At 64.0% G+C, this 22,580-nt stretch carries 19 protein-coding genes; 5 read left to right on the plus strand and 14 right to left on the minus strand.

Annotated elements, in window-relative coordinates; translation table 11 throughout:
• Nucleotides 1-9: 9 nt before the first annotated feature.
• From G9473_RS06475 to G9473_RS06500, 6 genes are all read right to left on the minus strand, one after another.
• Nucleotides 10-462: an META domain-containing protein gene (locus G9473_RS06475; protein WP_291137466.1), complete on the minus strand. Its 453-nt coding sequence runs from the start codon at nucleotides 460-462 to the stop codon at nucleotides 10-12.
• Between the two features lie 37 nt (nucleotides 463-499).
• On the minus strand, nucleotides 500-1,528 hold the full coding sequence (locus tag G9473_RS06480) for an endonuclease/exonuclease/phosphatase family protein (RefSeq protein ID WP_291137469.1): 1,029 nt from the start codon (nucleotides 1,526-1,528) through the stop codon (nucleotides 500-502).
• On the minus strand, nucleotides 1,525-1,815 hold the full coding sequence (locus tag G9473_RS06485) for a hypothetical protein (RefSeq protein ID WP_291137472.1): 291 nt from the start codon (nucleotides 1,813-1,815) through the stop codon (nucleotides 1,525-1,527). Before G9473_RS06485 ends, G9473_RS06480 begins: the two co-directional genes overlap by 4 nt.
• Nucleotides 1,816-2,023: 208 nt before the next feature.
• The gene (locus G9473_RS06490) at nucleotides 2,024-2,479 is read right to left on the minus strand and encodes a plastocyanin/azurin family copper-binding protein (protein WP_291137475.1); all 456 of its coding nucleotides are present in this window, start codon (nucleotides 2,477-2,479) and stop codon (nucleotides 2,024-2,026) included.
• Nucleotides 2,480-2,560: 81 nt separating this feature from the next.
• Nucleotides 2,561-4,762 (minus strand): catalase/peroxidase HPI, encoded by a 2,202-nt coding sequence (gene katG, locus G9473_RS06495; RefSeq protein WP_291138291.1) that lies wholly within the window; start codon nucleotides 4,760-4,762, stop codon nucleotides 2,561-2,563.
• Nucleotides 4,763-4,985: 223 nt separating this feature from the next.
• The gene (locus G9473_RS06500; protein WP_291137478.1) at nucleotides 4,986-6,176 is read right to left on the minus strand and encodes a L,D-transpeptidase family protein; all 1,191 of its coding nucleotides are present in this window, start codon (nucleotides 6,174-6,176) and stop codon (nucleotides 4,986-4,988) included.
• Nucleotides 6,177-6,303: 127 nt separating this feature from the next.
• On the opposite strand from G9473_RS06500, the gene G9473_RS06505 reads away from it, so the two are divergent.
• The 3 genes from G9473_RS06505 (at nucleotide 6,304) to G9473_RS06515 (ending at nucleotide 8,395) form a co-directional block, all read left to right on the plus strand.
• Nucleotides 6,304-6,942 (plus strand): murein L,D-transpeptidase catalytic domain family protein, encoded by a 639-nt coding sequence (locus G9473_RS06505; RefSeq protein ID WP_291137481.1) that lies wholly within the window; start codon nucleotides 6,304-6,306, stop codon nucleotides 6,940-6,942.
• A 120-nt stretch (nucleotides 6,943-7,062) separates the two neighbouring features.
• Entirely contained in the window at nucleotides 7,063-7,245 is a 183-nt protein-coding gene (locus G9473_RS06510; protein ID WP_291137484.1) for a DUF1328 domain-containing protein, read from the plus strand.
• Between the two features lie 244 nt (nucleotides 7,246-7,489).
• Nucleotides 7,490-8,395, plus strand: coding sequence for a TauD/TfdA family dioxygenase (locus G9473_RS06515; protein ID WP_291137487.1), 906 nt, complete (start codon nucleotides 7,490-7,492; stop codon nucleotides 8,393-8,395).
• Between the two features lie 596 nt (nucleotides 8,396-8,991).
• Here G9473_RS06515 and G9473_RS06520 read toward each other — a convergent pair.
• From G9473_RS06520 to G9473_RS06545, 6 genes are all read right to left on the minus strand, one after another.
• Nucleotides 8,992-9,138: a hypothetical protein gene (locus G9473_RS06520; RefSeq protein ID WP_291137490.1), complete on the minus strand. Its 147-nt coding sequence runs from the start codon at nucleotides 9,136-9,138 to the stop codon at nucleotides 8,992-8,994.
• A 164-nt stretch (nucleotides 9,139-9,302) separates the two neighbouring features.
• Nucleotides 9,303-12,947 carry an SEC-C metal-binding domain-containing protein gene (locus G9473_RS06525; protein ID WP_291137493.1) on the minus strand — a complete coding sequence of 1,215 codons (3,645 nt, stop codon included), beginning with the start codon at nucleotides 12,945-12,947 and terminating at the stop codon, nucleotides 9,303-9,305.
• Nucleotides 12,948-13,573: 626 nt separating this feature from the next.
• Nucleotides 13,574-14,362: a hypothetical protein gene (locus G9473_RS06530; protein WP_291137496.1), complete on the minus strand. Its 789-nt coding sequence runs from the start codon at nucleotides 14,360-14,362 to the stop codon at nucleotides 13,574-13,576.
• A gap of 105 nt (nucleotides 14,363-14,467) precedes the next feature.
• Complete coding sequence (locus G9473_RS06535) at nucleotides 14,468-15,043, minus strand: hypothetical protein (RefSeq protein WP_291137499.1); 576 nt, start codon at nucleotides 15,041-15,043, stop codon at nucleotides 14,468-14,470.
• A 110-nt stretch (nucleotides 15,044-15,153) separates the two neighbouring features.
• Entirely contained in the window at nucleotides 15,154-15,576 is a 423-nt protein-coding gene (locus tag G9473_RS06540; RefSeq protein ID WP_291137502.1) for a hypothetical protein, read from the minus strand.
• A gap of 282 nt (nucleotides 15,577-15,858) precedes the next feature.
• Nucleotides 15,859-16,746: a 3'-5' exonuclease gene (locus G9473_RS06545; protein ID WP_291137504.1), complete on the minus strand. Its 888-nt coding sequence runs from the start codon at nucleotides 16,744-16,746 to the stop codon at nucleotides 15,859-15,861.
• A gap of 330 nt (nucleotides 16,747-17,076) precedes the next feature.
• Between G9473_RS06545 and G9473_RS06550 the strand changes: the two genes are divergently transcribed.
• Together G9473_RS06550 and G9473_RS06555 are read left to right on the plus strand one after the other, a co-directional pair.
• Nucleotides 17,077-17,505 carry a hypothetical protein gene (locus tag G9473_RS06550; protein ID WP_291137506.1) on the plus strand — a complete coding sequence of 143 codons (429 nt, stop codon included), beginning with the start codon at nucleotides 17,077-17,079 and terminating at the stop codon, nucleotides 17,503-17,505.
• Nucleotides 17,506-17,517: 12 nt separating this feature from the next.
• The gene (locus G9473_RS06555) at nucleotides 17,518-17,712 is read left to right on the plus strand and encodes a hypothetical protein (RefSeq protein WP_291137510.1); all 195 of its coding nucleotides are present in this window, start codon (nucleotides 17,518-17,520) and stop codon (nucleotides 17,710-17,712) included.
• 181 nt (nucleotides 17,713-17,893) lie between these two features.
• Here G9473_RS06555 and G9473_RS06560 read toward each other — a convergent pair whose 3' ends face one another.
• On the minus strand, nucleotides 17,894-20,389 hold the full coding sequence (locus G9473_RS06560) for a S8 family peptidase (protein ID WP_291137512.1): 2,496 nt from the start codon (nucleotides 20,387-20,389) through the stop codon (nucleotides 17,894-17,896).
• Nucleotides 20,390-20,392: 3 nt separating this feature from the next.
• Nucleotides 20,393-21,388 carry an AAA family ATPase gene (locus G9473_RS06565; RefSeq protein WP_291137514.1) on the minus strand — a complete coding sequence of 332 codons (996 nt, stop codon included), beginning with the start codon at nucleotides 21,386-21,388 and terminating at the stop codon, nucleotides 20,393-20,395.
• Nucleotides 21,389-22,580: the final 1,192 nt, after the last annotated feature.

Genomic DNA, 22,580 nt, shown 5'->3' on the forward strand with positions numbered 1-22,580 from the left:
CGCGCGTCGTCAGGGCCCTTCCGCCTCGGTCGGCTCCCATACGAGGATGCCGCCATCGGCCATCAGCGCCATGTTGAGTCGCCCACCCCGGATCACATAGCTGCGCACATAGCCGAGCTGCTGGCCGAGTTTCTCGCTGAGCGAATCCGGCGGGCACATCGCCATGGTCGAGGCGATGTTGCCGAATTGCAGCGAACCCTGGCCCGCGCCGGTGCTTTCGGCCTCGTAGGAGCTGCGCCCGCGATTGCAGTCGAGTTTCATGTAGGCGGTCCCGTCCTCGCCGAAGGTGATCGTGTAGCGGTCGGGATTGTTCGCGCGCGTCGTGCCCTGAGCATCGTCCATCGACTGCATTTCGAGCAGCCGCCAACTCGTGCCGGTCAGCGGATCGGACGGCTCGGGCGTCGTCGTGCAGGCCGCAAGCAGGCTCGCACCGAGAGCGGCGGCTATTGCGGTCTTCATCATTGCTGTTTCTCCCTTGGTGTGAAGGTCGGTCCGTCCGTCATCGTCCCCTTGCATCCTCCGGCCCCTCCGCCGGGATGAGCGCGTAAGTGACGATATAAGCGTCGTGGTCGGACAGGCGCCCGCCCGCATCCTCGCCGTCGAACCACGCCTCGATCCGCACCGGGCGCAGCGCGGTGCGCGCGCCGTCGTCGAAGACCTGCAGATCCTGCGTGTCGAGCCACGGCTCATCCCCGTCGAAGGACAGCGCGATCTCGCACGGCGGGCCGGGCGCGGGGTCGCGGCAATGGCGGCGCGCGAGGTTGTAGCCGTTCAGCCGTTCGAATTCGTCGAAGCGCGCGGGGCTTCGCCGCATATTGAAATCGCCGGCCAGGACGAAAGGATTGGCGGGATCGCTCAGGCGGTCGAGGAAGTCGGCAAGCTCGCCCGACTGGACCTTGTGCGCGGCGAGCTGCTTTTCGACGCTGACGCCGGAGGAGCCTTGCGAATTCATGTGCGTGGTCGCGATCTCGACCGGCTCGGCAAGGCCGGGCAGCGCGATCCGCACCAGCATCACCGACTTGTTCGACAGGCAGTCCCACCCCGCACAGCTCGACGGACCGTAAGGCTGGGCGAACTCGGCGACAATCGGATAGCGCGAGGCGACCGCAAGCCCGCTTCCCATCAAGCGGATGCCCCATTCCCCGCGCAGGTAATTGCGTTTCCTGAGGACGGGATCGCGCGTCTTCTTGAGTCCCGAGCGGGTCGGCGCGCGCGGGCCGAGAGCGAAGGTGGGATGCGGGGTGCTTGCCGCAGTGCGCATGGCATCGGTGCTGAAGGCTTCCTGGAAAACGATCACGTCGGGCAGAAGGTTCGCCCGTTCCATCCGCTCGAATTCGGCCGTGATCGCTTCGAGAAACGGTCCCCGGCCGGTCCGCGCGGGCCAGGTCAGCCCCTCGATATTGTAGGTCATCACGCTGAGCGTCGCAGGCGCGTCGGCGATGGGGGCAGCCGTGGCGGCCCGCTCCTCGGGATAGGACACGCATCCCGCCAGCGCCGCAGCGGCAAGGAGAAGCGCGGGGCTCCTCATGGCAGGGCCGCGAGGATCAGGAAAGCGGCGAAGATGACGAGGTGGATGCCGCCGGGCAGCACCATCGTGCGGCCCATGGCGAGCGTGAGCGAGGCCATGAACAGCGTGCCGCGCACCAGCACGTCGGTCGGTTCGGAAAGGGTTTCGGATGCCCCGTCGAAAACGCGCACATTGCTGAAGAGGATGTCCGCGGGCGGCAGCTCCTGCGCTGCCAATGGCGCACACAGCGCGGCCGTGATCAGCACAAGCAGCCGGGCAAGGCGGCGGGGAATCGAGATTTCATTCATGGCCGACGATCATCCCTCCAGTGCGACCCGAAGGAGCCTCGGCTTCATTGACTGTGGGACTATGACAAGCGCGCCCCGGAAGCGCAATTTTTTTACGCCGTTCGTGAAATGCACGCAATTTTGGGCAGGAGACCTGCCCTGGTGCCAAGTCGCAGTCGCGCGGCCTGCTTCGGAGCGTGCGCAAGGCGCAGCCTGCGTCCGCGCGGGCTCAGGAGACGACCTCGTCCCAGATCTCGGCCCATACGCCCGCCGCCTTGCCGGGATGGCTCACGGCTCTGGCCGCCTCGAGGTTCGCATCGCGCCCCTCTCCCTCGACGATCACGAGGCCGACCATGCCGAGGCCGCGATGGGGCAGGCAGTGATAGCCGTAATAGCCGGGCCTCCCGAAAGTCACCGTCACCGGCTGGCCGATCCGGCCGCGCCAGCTGTTCGCGCCTTGCGGGATCATGCCCGGCGTCGACTGGCAGTTGTGCGGCCCGCCGACCGGGCGGAACGTGACGCTGTCGCCCGGCGCGACACGCAGGACGCGCGGCGAGAACGCCATGTCGCCGCCGGGCGAGCCGGTCATCTCGACCACGTGCGAGGTCGCCTGCGCCGCGACCCGACCGGCAGCGAGCAGCGCGGTCGCACCCGCGCCGAGAAGGATTGTGCGTCGATCGAGCATCAGGTGCTCCCTTGGACTTTCGGGAAAGAGGGTGAGGGCGCGCGGCGGGCACGAAGGCCCGCCGCGCGCCCCCTCATCCGCTCAACGCAGGTCGAAGCGGTCGAGCATCATCACCTTGGTCCACGCCTCGACGAAGTCCTCGACGAAACGCTCCTCGCCGTCGGCATAGGCGTAGACTTCCGCCACCGCGCGCAGTTCCGAATTGGAACCGAACACGAGGTCGACCTCGGTCGCGGTCCATTTCAGATCGCCCGTAGCCCGGTCGCGGCCCTCGAATAGATATTCCTCTCCTTCGACGGGCGACCAGACCGTGCTCATGTCGAGCAGGTTGACGAAGAAGTCATTGGTGAGAGCGCCCGGCCTGTCGGTGAAGACGCCGTGGCGCGCCCCGTCCGCATTGGCATCGAGCGCCCGCATCCCCGCGACCAGCACGGTCATTTCCGGCACGGTCAGGGTGAGGAGATCGGCGCGGTCGACCAGCATCTCGCTCGGCGAAAGCCGGGCGCGTTCGCTGTAGAAATTGCGGAACCCGTCGGCGGCCGGACGCAGGTATTCGAAGCTTTCGGGATCGGTCTGCTCCTGCGTCGCATCGACCCGGCCGGGCGTGAAGGGCACGTCGATTTCGTGGCCCGCGGCCCGCGCCGCGTCCTCGATCGCGACGCCGCCGCCCAGCACGACGAGATCGGCGATCGACACCTTGCGTCCCGTGCCGCTGGCGTTGAATTCGGCCTGGATCGCCTCCATCGCGCCGATCACCTTGGCCAGCGTTTCGGGATCGTTCACCGCCCAGTCCTTCTGCGGGGCGAGCCGGATGCGCGAGCCGTTCGCGCCGCCGCGCATATCGGTGTCGCGGTAAGTGACGGCGGCGGCCCAGGCCGTGCGCACGAGGTCGGCGTTCGAAAGCCCGGCGGCGCGGATCTTGCCTTCGAGCAGTTCGATGTCGCCCTCGGTGATGGTGTCGTAATCCGCGCTCGGAAGGGGATCCTGCCACACGAACTGCTCGGCAGGTGCCTGCGAGCCGGCATAGCGCGCGGCCGGGCCCATGTCGCGGTGGGTCAGCTTGAACCACGCCCGGGCGAAGGCGGCGTCCATCTCCGCCGGGTTTTCCGCCCAGCGCTGGGTGATCGGCCCGTAGATCGGATCATAGCGCATCGCGAGGTCGGTCGTGAGCATCACCGGCGGGTGAAATTTCTCCGGATCGAAGGCATCGGGGACGAATTCGACCTGGTCGGCATTGACCGGGATCCACTGCTTCGCCCCGGCCGGGCTGGTGGTCAGGCGCCATTCGAAATTGTAGAGGTTTTCAAGGTAGTTGCTGCTCCAGGTGTCGGGCGTCGCCGTCCACGCGCCTTCGAGCCCGCTGGTCGTGGCATCGGGGCCGACGCCGGTCCCGCAGGAATTCTTCCAGCCGAAGCCCTGCTCCTCGACACCGGCAGCTGCGGGTTCTGGGCCGATGCAGTCCTTGGGGCTTGCACCATGGTTCTTGCCGAGCGTGTGGCCGCCGACGATCAGCGCGGCGGTTTCCTCGTCGTTCATGCCCATCCGCGCGAAAGTCGTGCGGATACGCTCGCCCGAGGCGAGGATGTCGGGATTGCCCTCCGGACCCTCGGGATTGACGTAGATGAGGCCCATTTCGGATGCGCCGAGGTTCTCTTCGAGCTGCTGCGGCACGGCCTCTTCCCCTTCGGGGCGACCGCCCCCATGGCTGAAGCGCGATGCGGTGAGGAACTTGCTTTCCGGCCCCCAGTAGACGAGCTCGGGCTGCCAGTCGTCGGTGCGGCCCCCGGCGAACCCGATGGTCTCGAGCCCGGCCTCTTCGAGCGCGACATTGCCCGACAGCACGATGAGGTCGGCCCACGAAAGGCTGCGCCCGTATTTCTGCTTCACCGGCCAGAGCAGGCGGCGCGCCTTGTCGAGATTGCCGTTGTCGGGCCAGGAGTTGAGCGGTTCGAACCGGATCTGGCCGCCGTCCGCGCCGCCGCGTCCGTCGCCGGAGCGATAGGTGCCCGCGCTGTGCCAGGCGAGCCGGATGAAAAGGCCGGTGTAGCTGCCGTAATCGGCCGGCCACCATTCCTTGGAATCGCGCATCACCTTGGCGATGTCCGCCTTGACCGCGTCGAGGTCGAGCTTGGCGAATTCGGCGGCATAGTCGAAATCCTCGCCGAGCGGGTCGGCGGCGGCCTCGTTCTGGCGCAGCCGCTCGAGATTGACCACCTGCGGCCACCAGTCCTGCACGTCGCGCGGGGTGGGATCGCCCTCGGCCCGCACCGGCACACGCCCCATGCCCGGCTCGTTGAAGCCCGGAGGCGTCGCAAGGGCGCTGCTTGCAAGGAAGGCGCTGGCCGAAACCAGCAGTGCGGATTTGAGGGTCTTGGTCATCATGAGGTCTCCCGTGACATCTTTGTGCGCGACCGAGCCGCGAATTGCTCGATCAATGCAAGGTCGGTTAATCGGTCGCGGCGATCGGGAAAAACGGGAAATGGCGATTACATAGATTGGAAAATTGCTATCGAAATGCACCTGTCCCGGCGCAGGCCGACCCGGCTGCCAAGCGCGCCGGTCGGGCGGGATCGGCGGAGCCGGCAGGGCGCGTATCCGGCCCGAACGCGACCTTGATCGCCCTGTCGCGCCCATAGATGTCGGGCGCGATTTCAACTCCTCCCTCGCCGTCGCCGAAAGCCGTGAAATAGGCGATGTAGAGCGGGATGGGCCGGTCGAGCGGCAGGGTCGTCGTCTTGCCCGAAGCGACGATCGGATCGACCTCCTCGCGCGTCGCCACGCCTTCAAGCAGAGTCGCGGCGTAACCGATCGCGTCATCGGTCCTGATGCAGCCATGGCTGAAGGCGCGCACCTCCTCGTCGAACAGCGCCTTGGACGGGGTGTCGTGCATATAGATCGAGAAGGGATTGGGCATCACCAGCTTCATCTGGCCGAGCGCGTTGCCCGGCCCCGGGCGCTGGCGATAACGGCCGCCCGACCAGACATAGCCGCGCTGGCGCGCAAGCGCGGGATTGCGCCGCACGAGCGCGCCGACGCTTTCGCGCACGATGCTCGCCGGGATTTCCCACCAGGGGTTGAGAACGACGCCCTCGATCCGGGTGGCGAACGCGGGCGTCGGGGTAGAGCGTTTTCCCACGATCACCCGCCAGCGGTCGTACGGCTCCCCGCCCCGCCAGAGCCGCGCCTCGAACCGGGGGATGTTGACCAGCACGTATTCGCTGCCGAGCGAGCGCGGCATCCAGCGCCATCTTTCCATGTTGCGCGCGATGGCGAGCCGCCTGTCGGGATCGCTCGTCCGCGCAAGCGCCATGCGCAGCGCGGAGTAGTCCTCGTGCGCCGGGCGCTGGAGCGCGAAGAAGGTGTCGATCGTGCCGCCGGCCAATGCGTTGTCGAGCATGGGCGCGAGTTCGACCTCGCGGTCCGGATCGACGATCCGCCATCCCGCCTTCTCGGAAGGCGCGGCGCGGCCCAGCAGATGCATCCGCGCGAGGCTGAGGGCGAGCGCCGTCGCCTCCGCGTCGATCCGCTGCGGCTCCCCCGATGCGATGGCGCGGTCGAGTGCCACGGTGGGCAGGCGAGGCAGCGCATCGTCGGGCGCGGCATCGATCCATCGCTTCAGGCTTGCAAGCTCCGCAGCCGACCATGCTGCGCCCTCGCCACCGGGCGCCTGCGCGACCGCCGGCATCGCCAGGAGCATTGGCAGGAGCATTCCCAGGATCGTCGCAATCAGGTCTCGTCTCATCGCCCGAACCTCATGGCTTGCCTTGCAATCCTACACCCAAGCACGACCTTGCACCACAACCACACAAAACACCGGATCGCACATGACCCTTGACCGCCGCGGCCTGCTTGGCGCCGCGCTCGTCGCCGGGGCCGGCCTCATCGCGCCGGCTCCGCTCGCCAACCCTGTCCTTCGAGCCGCATCGCCGCCGCCCCCGAGCGGACCGGGCAATGCCGCCCAGCCGCTCGCGCTGCGCCGGGCGCTGGCCGCGCTCGAGCGCCATTCGGGCCGGATCGCTGAGCGCGACCGCATCGGGCTGGCGGATTTTGCGCAGCACTCGGGCGAGATGCGTTTCATGCTGGTCGATGTCGCCGCGGGCCGGATCGAGAAGTCCTATTTCGTTTCGCACGGGCGCGGCTCCGATCCGCGCAACAGCGGCTTCGTCCAGCGTTTTTCCAACCGGCACGGATCGCACGCATCCTCGCGCGGCAGCTTCCTGACGGGCGATGCCTATGTCGGAAAGCACGGCCGCTCGCGCCGCCTGCACGGGCTTGAGGAGGACAACGACAACGCCTTCGCGCGGGCGATCGTGGTCCATGGCGCCGACTACGTCGACAGCGACATGGCGCGCCGACACGGCAGAGTCGGACGGAGCCTCGGCTGTTTCGCCTTCGAGCGATCTCAAATCGGCGAGATTCTCGAACGGCTCGGCCCCGGTCGCCTGCTGTTCGTGGCGGACTGACCGGGGCGCGCCCCCTCGCTCATGCGCTCCGGCGCGATCATCGCCCGATCCGCCGCGCTCCGCTCGAACGGCTCGAAACATCGCGCCGCCCGGCCGTTGGGAGGGGAAAGGAGCACGCATATGTATGGATGGGCCATCACCCTCGCACTCGTCGCGCTCGTCGCGGCCATCCTGGGCTTCGGCGGCATCGCCGGGTTCCTCGCGGACCTCGCGCTCGTCGTTTTCGTCCTCGCCCTCATTGGCAGCGTCATACTCTTCGTGATCGGCTGGAAAGCCGGCAAAAGCGCGTCGCGCAGGCTGTAAGGGAACGGGAAACCGCCGAGGCAGGAGCCGTCGCTCCGCCGGGCTGCGCGGCCCCATCCGCGCTTTCATCAGAAATCCGGTTTAAATGCCGATTGCAGATGCCCACTTCGCGCAGGTGATGGAACAAGCATCCGACCAAAATCGCACAATCCCCGCCCCACTCGATCCGGCGCGATGCGAGATCATTCGCAGGTTCGGCGCAGAGATAAGCCCGCTCGATCCGATCGGTGCCGAAGTGCGGGGCGTGGATCTTGCTGCAGAGCCGCCGCCGCGCGATGTTCTCGCCGCGCTCGAAGCGGAAATGGCCAGCCGCGGCTTTCTGGTATTCCGCAACGAACGACCGATCGAGGCGGAGGATTTCCTGCGCGCGAGCTGCTGGTGGGGCGGCAGGGCCTTGCACAGCACCCACGGGGTGCACCCGGCCACGCCCGGCGGAAACCCCCATATCTTCCGGCTTTCCAACGATCGCCGGCACGGCATCCCGGGCGTCGGCCCCCAGTGGCACAATGACGGCAGCTTCCTTGCCGAAACCTTCTCCCACTCGGGCTATCATATCGTCAGGCCGGCCGAGCGCGGCGGCGGTACGCATTTCGCCCACCAGGGTGCGGCTTACGAGGCATTGTCCCCAGAGGAAAAGGAATGGTGGAGCCGCCTGTCCTCGGTGAATTCGAACTCGGGCGTGGTGCACCCGCTGGTCCATCGCCATCCCGTTTCCGGCGACAGCTGCGTGTGGCTGCATCTCGGCATGACCGGTGCGGTGATCGAGAGGGCTCCGGCAAGTGAAGAGGGTTTTCGACTGCTCGGGCCGGACGAGTTGCAACGCCTGTGCCGACGCTACAACGAATTGCTGAACGACGGGCTGGAGCGCGGCTATGCGATCGCGTTCGAATATGAAGAGAACGATTGCGTGTTCATCGACAATCTCGCCGTGGCGCACCGCGCCGCGCCCGAAGCCCATGCTTCGGCGCAGGAACAGGGCCTGCGGATCATGCATCGCAGCACCGTGCGCGGAGTGATGCCGCTCGCCCCTGCGGACGGGCTTCCGCAGTTTCTCGATATCCATGGCCCCAGCCCCTTGCCGTCCACCGGCGTATGGCAGGGCGGCGGGATAGGATTCCGCTGGGACGAACACGCGCCCATGCAGAATTAATGTTTGGAGATGAGCTACCGCGACCCGGCAGGCGCTGGGCGCCGCCTTTGGCCCCTGCGACGGGGAGGCCCCTTTTCGAATGAAGATCATTCAAAAGGCCGGATTTCCGGAGATTTGTGAGAAACTCGCCAGTTTGGCAGACCGTGGTAGCGCAGGAGGGAATGCGATTTATGACTTAAGCAATTGAGTTGCATTGCGAAGATTGTCCCTCAATCAGCAATATACCCCCACCTATACCCCGAATTTAGCGCGATTTTTCCTTCAGGTATCCACAGCCGCAACATCGACCAAAACCAGCTGGGCGAAGTCCGCTTTCGAAGCTTTCCGATCAGGCCGCCAAGGTCGCATGCTGGGTGGTTTCCGTAATGGCGGCTTTCGCGGACCGAATGCGATAGCTGCCATTGATCGTCACCAGATAGGGTTCGCCTATCGATCCGGAAGCGAAGGCAACCTTTTTCGACAGCCTAGATAGAAGGCGCCTATTCGTGGTTCGCTTCCTGAAATCCGGACGTGCACGAACCGCGCCCCAAACCCTCGCCAGAGCAGTTGGATGGATGGGACAGATGCAGACGCTATTTCAGCGTTTGTATCCGGGTTCATGGTCGCATGTCGGCGGCTCCAATCACACAGCTCATGGCTTTGATCAGCGCGAAGGTCAGGCCGCAAAGATTGATCGCGAGGATGATGTTCGATGGGTCTGAGTCATCAAGCCCCTTAAACTGCGCCGGAATCAGCCCGAGCATCTCGCCACCAAGGGCGCACCCTGCAAAGGCGAGTTTGCCACCCGTATCATGCCGCACTTACTCGCGACGCAGCCGCCCATATGTGCCCTTACCCAAAGGCTTTAGCGCATCATTGAGCATCGTAAAGCGCGGATCGTATGGCGGAGGCAGACAGACGCCCTCATTTAACCGTTACCGAGCGCGCCGTGACATTGTTTGTAGCGCTTGCCCGAGCCGCACGGGCATGGTGCGTTGCGCGATCCGAGCGGGGTGATTGTTGTCGGACCCTCATCCGTGGGATGGGGCGCAGCTTGTGGCGCAGTCGTGGTTAAGGCTGGGGCAGGTTGGGCGGCGGGTGCATTTTTGGCGTAATCCGGACGGATCGTGCCGAGGCGCGGTTCGATCAGCGTGCGCACGCTGTCGTCCTCGGCCCATTCGACCTTGCCAAAGGGCCAGCCCTGCTTTTCCTGTTCGGCAAGCGAGAGGTTAGCCTCCGATGCAAGGTCGCCGAAGTCGGCGCGATAGGGGAACAGCTGGATCAGGCGCGCCAACCGCCCGAACCAATAGGGCCGCGCCACATCATCTCCCGCTTTGCGATAGGATATGCTCGCATTGCTCGCCGCCTTCGCCTCCTCCAGCCGAATGGCGGGATCGGAGCGGAGCGCGTCGATGCGGGTGGCTTCGTTGATCAGCATGGCATCGAAGCGCTGGCCCCAGCGTTCGAGCGCGGCGAATGCACCGTCTTGCCCCGCCGCCCCGGCTGTGCCGTAGCTACCAATCGCATTGACCGCTGCTTTGGCCTCGTGCAGCCGAATGGCGGGATCGGAGCGGAGCGCGTCGATGCGGGTGGCTTCATTGATCAGCATGGCATCGAAGCGCTGGCCCCAGCGTTCGAGCGCGGCGAATGCTCCGTCTTGCCCCGCCGCCCCGGCTGTGCCGTAGCTGCCGATCGCATACACCGCTGCTTTGGCCTCGTGCAGCCGAATGGCGGGATCGGAGCGGAGCGCGTCGAGGCGGGTGGCTTTGTCGATGAGCATGGCATCGAAGCGCTGGCCCCAGCGTTCGAGCGCATCGAATGCTCCGTCTTGCCCCGCCGCCCCGGCTGTGCCGTAGCTGCCAATCGCATTGACCGCAGCCCTGGCCTCGTGCAGCCGAATGGCGGGATCGGAGCGGAGCGCGTCGATGCGGGTGGCTTTGTCGATGAGCATGGCATCGAAACGATGGCCCCATTGTTCGAGCGCGTCGAATGCACCGTCTTGCCCTGCCGCCCCGGCTGTGCCGTAGCTGCCAATCGCATTGGCCGCCGCCCTGGCTTCCTCTAGCCGAATGGCGGGATCAGAGCGGAGCGCGTCGACGCGGGTGGCTTCATTGATCAGCATGGCATCGAAGCGCTGGCCCCAGCGTTCGAGCGCAGCGAATGCACCGTCTTGCCCTGCCGCCCCGGCTCTGCCGTAGTTGTTGATCGCATTGAACGTCGCCATGGCCTCGTGCAGCCGAATGGCGGGATCGGAGCGGAGCGCGTCGATGCGGGTGGCTTCGTTGATCAGCATGGCATCGAAGCGCTGGCCCCAGCGTTCGAGCGCGTCGAATGCACCGTCTTGCCCCGCCGCCCCGGCTCCGCCGTAGCTATCAATCGCATTGACCGCTGCTTTGGCCTCGTGCAGCCGAATGGCGGGATCGGAGCGGAGCGCGTCGATGCGGGTGGCTTCGTTGATCAGCATGGCATCGAAGCGCTGGCCCCAGCGTTCGAGCGCGGCGAATGCTCCGTCTTGCCCCGCCGCCCCGGCTGTGCCGTAGCTGCCGATCGCATTGACCGCTGCCCTGGCCTCGTGCAGCCGAATGGTGGGATCGGAGCGGAGCGGGTCGATGCGGGTGGCTTCGTTGATCAGCATGGCATCGAAGCGCTGGCCCCAGCGTTCGAGCGCGGCGAATGCACCGTCTTGCCCCGCCGCCCCGGCTTTGCCGTAGCTGCCGATCGCATACACCGCTGCCATGGCCTCGTGCAGCCGAATGGCGGGATCATCAACGAATGCAGGGGTCGCGCATAGCGCATCCAAGCGTTCTCCCCAAGTTTCCAAAGCGGCAAACGCCGCTGCGGATTCAGACGCATCGCTTGCTGAGGCTCCGACTTCGCCGTAGTGATAGGCAGCCTTGACCGCTGCCTTGGCCTCTGCCTGCCGGATGGCGGGATCAAACGGACGCCAATCGGCTTGTCCGGCGGTGAGCGCAAGGATTCTGTGCGTTTCCGCCAACGGACGAGCGGAATCCGTGTCGGCCAGCCATTGCTCCATCCGTCGATGCGCCGCCTCCACCCGTCCCGGCCAGCGCGTATCGAAGGAATCCTGCAATTCACGCAATTGCGCCGCCAGATCGGCCTGCACCGATCCTTCTTCGGGATGCGCGCCATGCCACTCCACCCAATGAGGATGATCGCACCATATTTCGCCCAGGCTTCGCTCCAGCGCCTCGGGATGCTCTAGCAGCATGGGTAAGGCATCCTGCGTGCGGAATGCCGGGGGCAGATTATCCAGCAGGCGCAAGGCGATGAATTGCGCCAGATTGCGCGGTTGCAATCGCGGGATTTCCTGTTCCAGCTGGCGGCGGCCGCTTCGCGGAAAAAACCGCAGAAGCAGATTCACCCTAAAATCACGATACTGCTCCGTAATAACCATTGACGGAACCGGCCCGATTAAGGCCGCTGCAATCAAGCCGAGCGCCAGTGAACGGTCGACCTCATCATCCCCCTTGGCAAGCTCCGGAAAGGTGCGGCTGGTCCAATCAATGAATGCGCTTTCAAGTGGGGTGGCTTCAGGCGTCTGCGCCATCAGTATGGCATGGCGGGGATTGCCTGCGCTTTCGCGGATGATGTTGGCCGGATCGGCTCCGCGCAGCGCGGCCAGTTCATTGGCCAAATGTTCCAGCGCCTCTCCCTCGATGGCATCAATCGCGATTACTTCCTTTGCGATATAGGGCCGCAGCTTTTCCGGCGCGTTGCCCGCTGCCCAAGGTGTCATCCGCCCGACCAACAGGATACGCACCGGCTTCTTCCTGCTGCTGGCCGAGAGCAGGTTGAGCAACACCTGCTCCAACGGGACGGGCGATCCGGTGCCCTGTAGCACACCATCCGTGTCCGCCTCATCCAGCACGAGCGCGGTGGGGCGACGAGCTTTCCAGCTCTTGATCCTTTCAAGCTGACTCGCGGCGGGATCAATCACGCCAAAATCCCATTTGGCCTGCTTTGCCAGCTCAAGCCATTCGATCGCGAGCCGCGATTTACCATAGCCCGTTGGCCCCGCGATGATCTGCACCTTGAAGCGTTCGGTTGCAGGACGGCTAAGCAAATCGCGCAGCAGCGTCATTTCCGCATCGCGGCCGACCAGAGCCGGTGTCGCCGCGAGTTCGACTTCGAGCATGGTTTCAGCCCGCTCGCGCTCCAGATCGCAGAAGACAAAGCTGGGCGGACCGGGAAACAATCGGTCAAGCCAGCCAGCCACTCTCGAGATCTTGAACACCAATCCACCAAGGATGAACCCCGCGATGAAGTTCACAAGCGGGCGAGGTGATATGAATGATGCAACCTCGGGATCGATGATGTCCTCGATGTCGGAAATCAGGCCCTGAATGACGGCTGACGAAGAGACGTCGGAAATCAGGCCCTGAATGAGCGATGCCATAGCCATCAGGAGATTCCAGAAGCTGATCTCCAGCCATTCGCCCAAAGCGACCATCAGCAGGGCACCACCCAGTGCCCCGGAACCCAATTTCCGCCAGTTCCGGCGATTGAGCTGCTTCACCGTCAGCGCGTTGCGATCCTGTTCGAGCTTTCTCAAGGTTATTACCCCTTTTCGGGAGCGCAGGGTTCCTTACTCCTGCAACGCCCGCATCAGCTGCTAAATCCCTGCGCCAGCTGCATGATCTTCGGAACATCCATCTCCGCGCCATCGCTGATTCAGTCCTTTGGCTGGCTATCCGTCGATTTTTGCAGTTTACGACAGGTTCGGCGCTATATGTTTATGCTCCGACACAAAAAGTCGAGGCTCGATTCATGCATGGCAATTTGCATGGCCAAAACGAGTTGGGACAAAGCGCGTCAACAAGTGGCTTCTCGATTTTTCTGTTTACACAACGGGCAGCGAAATTCTCGCTAATAACTGCCGGTGTCAGGTCAAATTCCCGCTACTGCACCTGTCGGAGAAATGTCAGCAAGCATCTTTGGCCATCTGAGACCTGAGAATTTGAAGCCGACCCATGAGCAGTCATGAGCGGGCCCAGATTTGTTCTGGAAAGCCGGATGGCGGCTTTTGCCGAGATCGGACCATCATTTGGCGGAGGCGAATGACCGGGTCGGGGTCGCTAGCAGAATGGCCGGAATTGTCGTGCGGACAGCAATTCCGGCCATTCAGGACCTGGCTAACATGCGACCGGCAAGCAACCGATCGCGCTCACGGCGATGATGCTAGCTCGCCCCCATAACCTCCGCATCCATCCGCTCAAGCATCTGCTCCGCGAGACGCGCAACTGGCAGCGCCTGGGCGTCTCCTACGATCCGCCGACGCATGCTCCAGTCGCACAGCTGGTAGACCATTGCGGTCTGATCGATCGCAAAGACGCCCTGAGCCCGCCACCAGGTCAAGGCCAACATTGCGGTGAGCACGGTGTCCATCGCAACGTGGCAGCCCAGCTCTTCCCATTCCTGCTTGGTGCGCGGCTTGCCGACGGTCGGCTTGCTCGCGAACAGCGCCGCGGGAAAGCCCATGCGAAGGCCGATCTCGCTGAGATGAGCCCACTGCCGGCCCTGCCCCTTCAGCAGGAGAGCGAGGTCGGTATGCGGTCGCAAGGTTCCTGGGCGCCACCGGGCTTCGGAGGAAAGTTGCGGCGGAAGGACCAGGTCGTGCTGCATGGCGGCAAGGCCCAGCAGCGGAAGTTCAGCCGCGAGACCGCCATAGGTCACGACCTTGGTTTGTGGCCGCATCCGAAGGAAGTTGAACAGCCCGTCGACCACGCCCTTCTCGTCGCCGCGGCCCTGTTCGGTCCAAATACGAATACCGAGCGGGTCGATCTTACCGTCGTTCGCGATCGAAAGGTGCAACGCTGCCGCCGCGTAGATGCGCCTCGTGGCCTGACGGTGGCGTTTCGCTCCGCCGCGCTCATGCTCGCCCGCGCCGACAGGGTCGATCGAGCGGTATGCTTCGTGCAGCTGCTCGTCCCATTCGGACTCGGTATCGATGAAGACTAATTCTGTCATAATCATTTTCCTTTCTGAGGGTTGGACCCGCCAACCCTGCTTCCCCTCATGCTGGGGGACTTCCTGTTCGGTGATGTTGGAAAGGCCTCCGCCGGTCTGGCGCCGTCAGAACGGCAGCGGCCGTGCTTTCTCGATTGCGTGCCAAGCCTGGAACGCGGCGATGAGCGTGCGCGCTTCCTGGATTTCGCAGAACGCGCAGACGAAGTTCGCCCAGAGCGCCTGCGCCTCGGCGGGAGCGTGTCGGCAACGTTCGGCAAGCAATGCGCCTTGACGAGGCAGCCGGAGATCAAGCCGGTTGGCGAGGTTCTCGATCTGTTCATCCGGGCAGTCGATCACTTGTATCGCTACCCGGTTGGTCTGCCGGGCGATGAACCCGAGGTCGGCCTCGCCGTCCGTGCCTGCGGTAAGCGCCTCGCGCAGATCGTGAGAGCCGGGGGCCGAGCCACGGATGATGAGCGTTGCGCCCGCCGGGATCCGGTGGGCGAGGCCGGCAAGGATATGCTTCCGCGGCAGCCCGCGTCCGAAGGCCTTGTGATCGAGTTCGAATTGCAGCTCGTCCTCGCCATGGCGGCGGGCTGTGAACAGGGCGATGGCGCGTATGTCGAAAGGCGCGTTGCTGTTCGCGTCCTCGCGCACGATGGTCGCAGCGCAGAGCACGGGCGGATGATCGGTCGGTGGCATTTCTGTGTGTTCCTTGTCCTGAACGCACGCGGGCGGCGCTCCCGGTAAGGAGCACCGCCCGCGCAGGTCGTGTGATGATGATGGAGGGTTGGTGGCTCTGGTCGGTGCCGTCAGCCCAGCGGCTCGAGGTGGACCTCCCACGAGCCAAGCGGGAAGCACCCGGTGTCCTCGACCAGTTCGGCCATACGGCGCTCGAGATCAGCCCATGCGCGATCGATGCCGCCCCCGTTTCGCGCGAGACGCGGCACGGGCCGTTCGACGAGTTCGCCCTTGCCATCGATACCGAAGGCCTTCGAGCGATCGGTCGCGACGAGGATGAGGGCTCCGCCATCCGCCAGGAGGCACGGCTCGACCATGCCGATCTCGACCCCGGCGGGCACGGGTCGGAACAGGGTCATGCCCGTGCAGACCGGCAGATGGGCATCGGCGAAGCTCACAACGAGCATGGGTCGATCGGCGCTCTGCACGGAACTGGCGAGCACCGGGATGTGCTCGCGCAGCGCCCCGTTCATGGCTGCTACCGCGAAGTTCATGCCTTTGAGAGGCTCGTAGGGGGACGGGTTCGGCAGGACCATGGCCCTGGACAAGACATGGATCAGCGGCCGGCGAGGACAGACCCCGCCGAGGTTCAGGTGACGCATTGTGTATTTCCTTTTTCTGGTGACAGCCCGCCCGGGTGCGGGCGGGCCGGAGCCCTTTTCCATTCTCTGGAGGAGGCTCACTTCACCTGCTGTCAGAGCGGGACGGGGCCGCGCGGACGCGCTGCTCCGCCCTTCTCTTCGACGCGCTCAGCGAACGCGGTCGCAACTACAGGTTCAGCAATGGCGCTCGTGCCAGGTGATCGGCGTTTTGCTCACGCGCACGCGCGGGAAGTGCCGGCTAATCCAGCTCTCCTCGTAGTCGGACTGGAACTCGCTCACCTCGATCGACCAGACCTTGCGAGACCAGTCGAAGCGATAGCCGCGACGCTTGAGCTCGGAGCGCGCCTGGTAGGTGTCGCCCGCTGCATCGACCCGGACGGTCGTCGTCCGCGCGCTACTAAGCGCCTCGGCGAGCACGGTCCGACCATTCGGCAGGCAGGTGGCCGCGAGGTTCACGAGGGCCGTGACATCGTCGCCGGCTGTGTGCGCCCGCGGCGCGAACAGGCCCTGCTGCATAAGCAGGTGCCCGAGCGCGCGGCCGTCGAAGCCGTGCTCGAGCCAGTCGATGTCCACCAAGCTGCAGATCCAGGGCATGTGCGCGATACCGGGGAGCAGGCGGCGGACAAAGCCAGCGTCGAACTTCGCGCCATGCGCGAGCACCGCGTCTGCCCGCGCGATGAAGGCGGTGAGCTTGTCCGCATCGATCGCCTTGCCGGCCAGCCTCTCATCGGTGAGCCCCGTGAGCTTCGTAATCCTCGCCGGCAACGGCCGACCCGGGTCCTGCAAGGCGTAGGCCTTGTCCAGGATCTTCACGATCCGCCCCTCGCCATCGGTCTGCACCAGCGCCACCGCGATCTCGATCACGCTGTCTGTTTCAAGGTCCAAACCATCGGTCTCGGTATCGAGCACGGCGAGCACCGGACCCTCGCCGCCGATCGCGTTCGTGATCGGCCATTCATTGAGCGGCGCGATCCGTCGCAGGATGCGCACGTCGCTGTCCGTCCGATCTTCATCCGGGCGGGATTCGGCCTGCTGGCCAGTTTCGGTATTCAGGCTATTCATTTGCTGCCTCGTTTCAACGAGGCCGGCCGAAGGGACCTTTTCCCTTCTCTTCACCGACCTCGCGATGCGAGGCTCAGGCGATGGCTTTTCCTAATGCGGCTGCATGCGAAGGCGTCCGAGACCAACTACAGCGAGCTCGTGAATTTGGCCCTTTCTTCTGCAGCGCAAATGAGGTGTAATCCCCTTATGCGGTGGCCAACGCCAACCGAGATGGAGTTCGCATTCGTGGCCGTGCTCTATGCGGTAGCGGCGATATCTATCGGCAGCTACGCTTTCTCCGGCCTGCTTTCGTAAGCGCTAGCAAGCGCCAGAACAGGAAATCGATCTACAATGACCATGCTGTTGTTCATCGCCGCTGCGATTGTTCCGGCAGGCGAGAGCTTCTCGTGCACGCCCACTCGGGTATGGGATGGCGACGGCCCAATCTGGTGCGCCGAAGGCCCTCGTGTGAGATTGTCAGGCATCGCCGCGCGTGAGATCGACGGAAGCTGTCGTAGCAACCAGCCATGCCCCGACGCGGATGCGGTCGAAGCACGCGATGCGCTGGCAGCTTTTGTCGGCGAACCCTATGGGTTCAGCTCCCACGGGCACGTTCTTGTGCGCGGTCCAGCTATGACCTGCCGAAGCGAAGGCTCTGGGGGAGGAAACAGGACAGCGGCCTGGTGCTATTCACCGCGCGGAGGCGATCTCTCGTGCGCCATGGTCCGCAGCGGATACGCCTTGAAATGGGATCGCTACTGGCGCGATCACACCTGCTGAGCGAGCATCGCTATGGTGCAGGAATGGGAGATCTGGGCGTGCGCCAACCACTACATCAAGCTCCATGGCGAGAACGCAGCGATCTTTGCCGCCATGCGCTCCGATGAACTGATGGAGGAAGGCGACCTCGCCGGCGCCAAGGTTTTCAGGCGGATCGTGACTGCGATAAACCGCTTGTCGGAAAGTCCGATCGGCAGCGTGCATTGAGCCACTGGCGATACTTGGGCCGATTGCGGAAGGTCTGGTCTTGGTTGAGCTACATCAGAAAGCCGACGTTGGGTTTTCAACTTCGTCTAATGCCTGATTGTATGCCCGAGCGTCGAATTTCCGCTCTGGGCGAAGGTAAACGTTGGCGGTGAAAGTGCTGATCGCGATCGGATCAGTTCGCTCAGCCGGTTTCGACCTCGACAATTGTCGGGATCGTGGCCGCAATCGGTGTGTATAGATCAACCTCCGTCTCGGGCGTTTCGATGCTGACAACGAGCGCATAACGCGCCTTCGCGTTAAAACGGCCCAATCCGACCCGCTCGCGCCACCATCCCGTGATGGGTTTCACGTAAAGGAGATTGCGCGCGGCGAGCTCGACCGCGGCCCCCTCCCAGATATCGACATGCAGAGAGCCGGCCGAGATCGAGCGCGGTCCGAACAGCCATCCCGCATCAGGATCGCTCGCGGCAGCCGCGCCTTCTCCCGCCATCTCGGCGTTGTTGCGCTTATGAAAATTGGCGGCGCTCTCGCGGCTACGCTTGAGATCGAAGCGAAGGCCAAAAGACTGGTAGCGCGCCGGATCGATTGCGCTTGCAAAGCTTGGATTGGGTTCAACGAAATAGGAGAGCGTCACTTTGAGCCGCACTCTCGTATTATCGAGCGCTTCCAGCACGTCGCGTGGCCAGGGCAGCGGATAAACATGCGCTTCGTTGAAGCGAACCGAACCATCCTTGCGAAAGGGTTGGATCGTGTTTTGCGCGACGAGCGCGAGATCGTCTTGGGCTGAAGCGGTCGCCCGGCCCAGATCTGGCACCCCGTAGCCGAACCGCCGCAAACAATCCGCGCGTTCGCTTTTGCCAGCGCAATTCTCAATGGCTGCTAACATGGGCGGTGTCCATCTGGCGCTGTGCACCATTAGCGCCCGCAGCGTTTCAGGCCAATAGTGCGGGAAAGCGGCGGCGAGTTCTGCAGCCATGCGCGCGCCTTGCGCGGTTGCAGCACTCGTCGCCCAAAACGGCGTCAGCGGGTCGGCATCGACGTTCCTCGAAGTCGTCAGGAGCGACAGCGAATCTAGCCCAGCGACCGACTCTTCGCCAGAGGGGCTGAGCGCGCGGTTGCCCGCTTCTAGAACAAGCTCGGGTTTGAACGGCGATTTCGCACGATCCCAGAGATACGAGGTCCGGCTGTATGGGCTGGGCTCACCGACATCGACGGCCGGCGACCAATCCTCGTATCCCGCATCCGCAATCGCGGTCTTTTGTGTGAAGCCGCCTATCGAAAGCGCGTTCCAGGCCTGGGCGGGGTCCTGTGCCGGGAAGGCGTCGACATCCGCGATCTCGGCCGCCACGGCGTTATCGGGCACATTACCCGCAGCAAGGAACATAAGCCGCTTCTGCGCCTCTGTCTCCTCATCGCTGTGCTCGGCTCCAGCGGCAGACTGGTCGATGGCTGCACTCCATGCGCTAGCCTCAGCGCCCGAACGAAGAGTGTTGGTCACCGCCATGCAGAAGATCCGGTCTCGCTCCGGGTTCTGCACTTCAGCAAGCGCGATCGCCGAATGGGTGATCGGCCCATAGGCGTGCGGATCGTTGGCGGGAAAGCCGGTAGGAGGCAGGATCTTGACGGATTCGAGCCGGTGGGCAAGCGTCGGCTGAGACTGGTCGGCAAGCCGTGCGACGAGATCTCCGTGCAGGCTGAGGCCTGCCATCCCCGTCCCATGCCCTGGGCCGGTTTCATGATCATCGCCGCCCCAGGCCGCATTGACCGCAAGCGTATCTTCTTCGGAGAGCGCCGGTTCGATCAAGGGGTGCGCGCGGTTGACGCCGGTGTCGAGCAAGCATACCGCCGGGGCCTCGGCTCCGGGCCAGGTGATGCGTGCCGCGAGATCCTCAATCAGCGCGGGAATCTCATCTCGCAGGTTCTGCGTGAACACCGCTGGATTATCGCTTGCACGGCGCAATTCGGCGATCCCGCCGCTCGCGAAGAGAAGGAGTTCAACCGCGCTGACCCGCCCGAAAATCGGAACCACGACCGTCTCGGGAAAGCGCAGCCAAGTATTTGCTCCGCCGACCTGCATGCCGAGCGTGGCGGCTGCCTCCACGACACGTTCGACGGCGTCTGTGAAACACCATGCTCCCCACCAGATACTCGCTTGCGGGTCGGTCGGCAGCGCGTTTTGATCGTCGCGCCAGAAGGTTCTGAGCCGCGCCTCGCGGAAATGTTCAATCGGTTCGACGCGACTAGCTTTGGGCGGCGTGCCGCGGGTCGATGTAATCTCGCCTTTGCGATAATCTTCGAGGACCGCTTCGATCTTGTCGCGCGCGTCCTCCGGGACGAACAAAGCCAGCGAGCGCGCGCCATTCTCGAGGATCTTTTCGGCGCTCTGTCTTGTTCCTTCGGTCTTGCGCTCGACCATGATCGCGCCACTGCCGGGGGCCAGCTCGACTTCGAGAAAGACCCCGCCAGCAGGCTCGAGCCCCTCGATCTCGGCGATCGGCGCGGCTTGTTCGGCGTCGGCGCGCGCGAACGCCTCGTGCAGCTCGGTAGCGAGCCGCTGCCCGTGATCGGCGCGGATGCGCTGGACCGCGGTGCCCCTCGCATTGGATGAAGGGGACTTATATTCGCCGCGCGCGACAAGCGCCGAGATATCGAGATGGGGCTTGTCGTAGTCGCTCACGTGTTACGGTTGGGCTGAAAACACCGTGCGCATCGCCTGACGTTCAGCGAGCTTGTCCGTCAGCTGCTTGGTCGAGATCGTCTTGCGCTGCGCGAGGATGGCGTTCTTGACTGCTTCGTTCGCGGCGCGCGCGATTTCAGCCTGGCTCAGCCCGCTGGCCGCCTCCTCGACATTGCTCCAATCGATCCGCGGATATTTCATTCCGCGCAGGTTTGCCTTGATAACCGCGCGAACCTGCTCTGCGCTCGGCAGGGCGAATTCGAGCACTTCGTCGAAACGCCTGAGGAGCGCGCGGTCGAGAAGTTCGGGGTGGTTGGTGGCTGCGACGATCGGGCTGTCGGTCGCGCTTTCCTCCTCCATAAATTGGAGGAAGCTATTGAGAACACGACGCATCTCGGCAACGTCGTTCGACGCGCTGCGCCGCCCTCCGACCGCGTCGAACTCGTCGAACAGGTAGACCGCACGCCTTCGCAAAGTTTCATCAAAGACGAGCCTGAGCTTGGCCGCGGTCTCGCCCATGTAGCGGGTAATCAGCGTGTCGAGACGGATCACGAACAGGGGCAGCTTTAATTCGCCGGCGACCGCTTCGGCGGTCATGGTCTTGCCTGACCCGGGAGGGCCTACGAACAACAGTCGATGGCTGGGAACCTTCCCGTGTTCGCGCAGCCACTCACGCTTGCGCTGCTGGAGCAGAAGATTTTTGAGCCGCTGCTCTATCGCCTTCGGCAGAACGACATCGGACAGGCGAATGCGCGCCTCGCGCAGGTCAAGCAGACCTTCAAGATCCCCTTTGGGCCGCGAAAAGGCGATAGGAATGCTAGGCCGAACACCGCGGCCTTCGCGTGCGGCATCGACGGCGGCGCGAATCTCGTTAGCCGCGTCGCGCCGACCGCGCCTTGCCTCGGCAGCCGCCACCTGCAGCGCGATCGAGAGGAACTGCTCCTCGTCGCCCTCTGCCTGACTGCGCAGCATTGCAGCGATCTGTTTCGCGTTAGACACGGATACTCTTCACTTTTGGCCAGATGCCCTCCGTAAGATGAAAGTAGCTGCAAGAGAAGCCCTTGTCATCGGCCTTGCGATATTTACGAACATTCTGTGGGTGTCAGATTCGCGTTGACATCACGCTATCAAGAGGAATGGGGAAGAGAGACCGCCGGCAAGTCGCTTGGCATTGAGCTCAGCGCGCCGCCTGCCGCAATTCGTAGAAAGGCCCGATATTGCCGTCCTTCCACGCTAACATCGCCGTGTATAACGTCCGCTTACAGGACTTAAGGAGCTGGACGGATACGTCTTGGATGGGGCGCAAAGCCGACGCCCCATGAAAAAGTGCGGGGCGTCGGGGTTCACGAGCGTGACAATAGCCACGAGACCTTAATGGGGCTTTGCGGATCGAGCTAAAAAGGATTCGGCTTGATCGATACCCGCGATCGCCCCGGATAAGCCGAAGAACTTTAGGGATTTTCTTACGGGTCGCGCGATACACTCCGCATCGAAACCTCGAGACGCACAAGGGTGAGTGACCATGGATGAAGCAGCCCTGCGACGGCTATCGTCTGACTGGTATCAACTGGTCGTCTCGCAAGGGGTCGATTTGGAACGGCCGGGCCTTTACGAATGGCGGATTGGTGAACGGGCTTGCTACATTGGCCAGTGTTCATCCTTTGCGCGACCACGCCGCCATTACGCGCAAAATCTACGGCGGCTCCTGCAGGGACTTCCATACCGGCCTGGCAACCCCGACGGTTATCGCCGAGTGCACAGGGAACTAGCCAATGCCCTTCGTGACGGCTTTCCGATTCGGCTAATTTGCCTTGAGAACGTCGACGGGCGCGAAGAGCGGAATCGACGAGAACGAGAACTGATCGCCGAACGATTGGATGCAATGAGGAGGGGTGGACCGCTCGTCCTCAATGATGCTGCCCGAAAGGATCGACTACCAGAGGCGGAGACGACCGACTATCGGATTCAGTATTGTTGGCGATGCGGGGTGGACGTTCCGGTCCTGACCCGGTCGGGTTGGGAGAAAATCGCAGCAGCTGGCCCCGAGGTTCGTGCAATGCTCGATCGCCACAACGAGATAACTGGCATTGACGAGACCAATTTCGCCGCTGTCATGCACCATCGCACGATCGATTTTGGGCCTCCCTGCGAGAGGTGCGGAAAGCCCCTGCGAACGCCGCAAGCTAAGCTC

The organism is Erythrobacter sp. (assembly GCF_011765465.1).
Taxonomy (GTDB): Bacteria; Pseudomonadota; Alphaproteobacteria; order Sphingomonadales; family Sphingomonadaceae; genus Erythrobacter.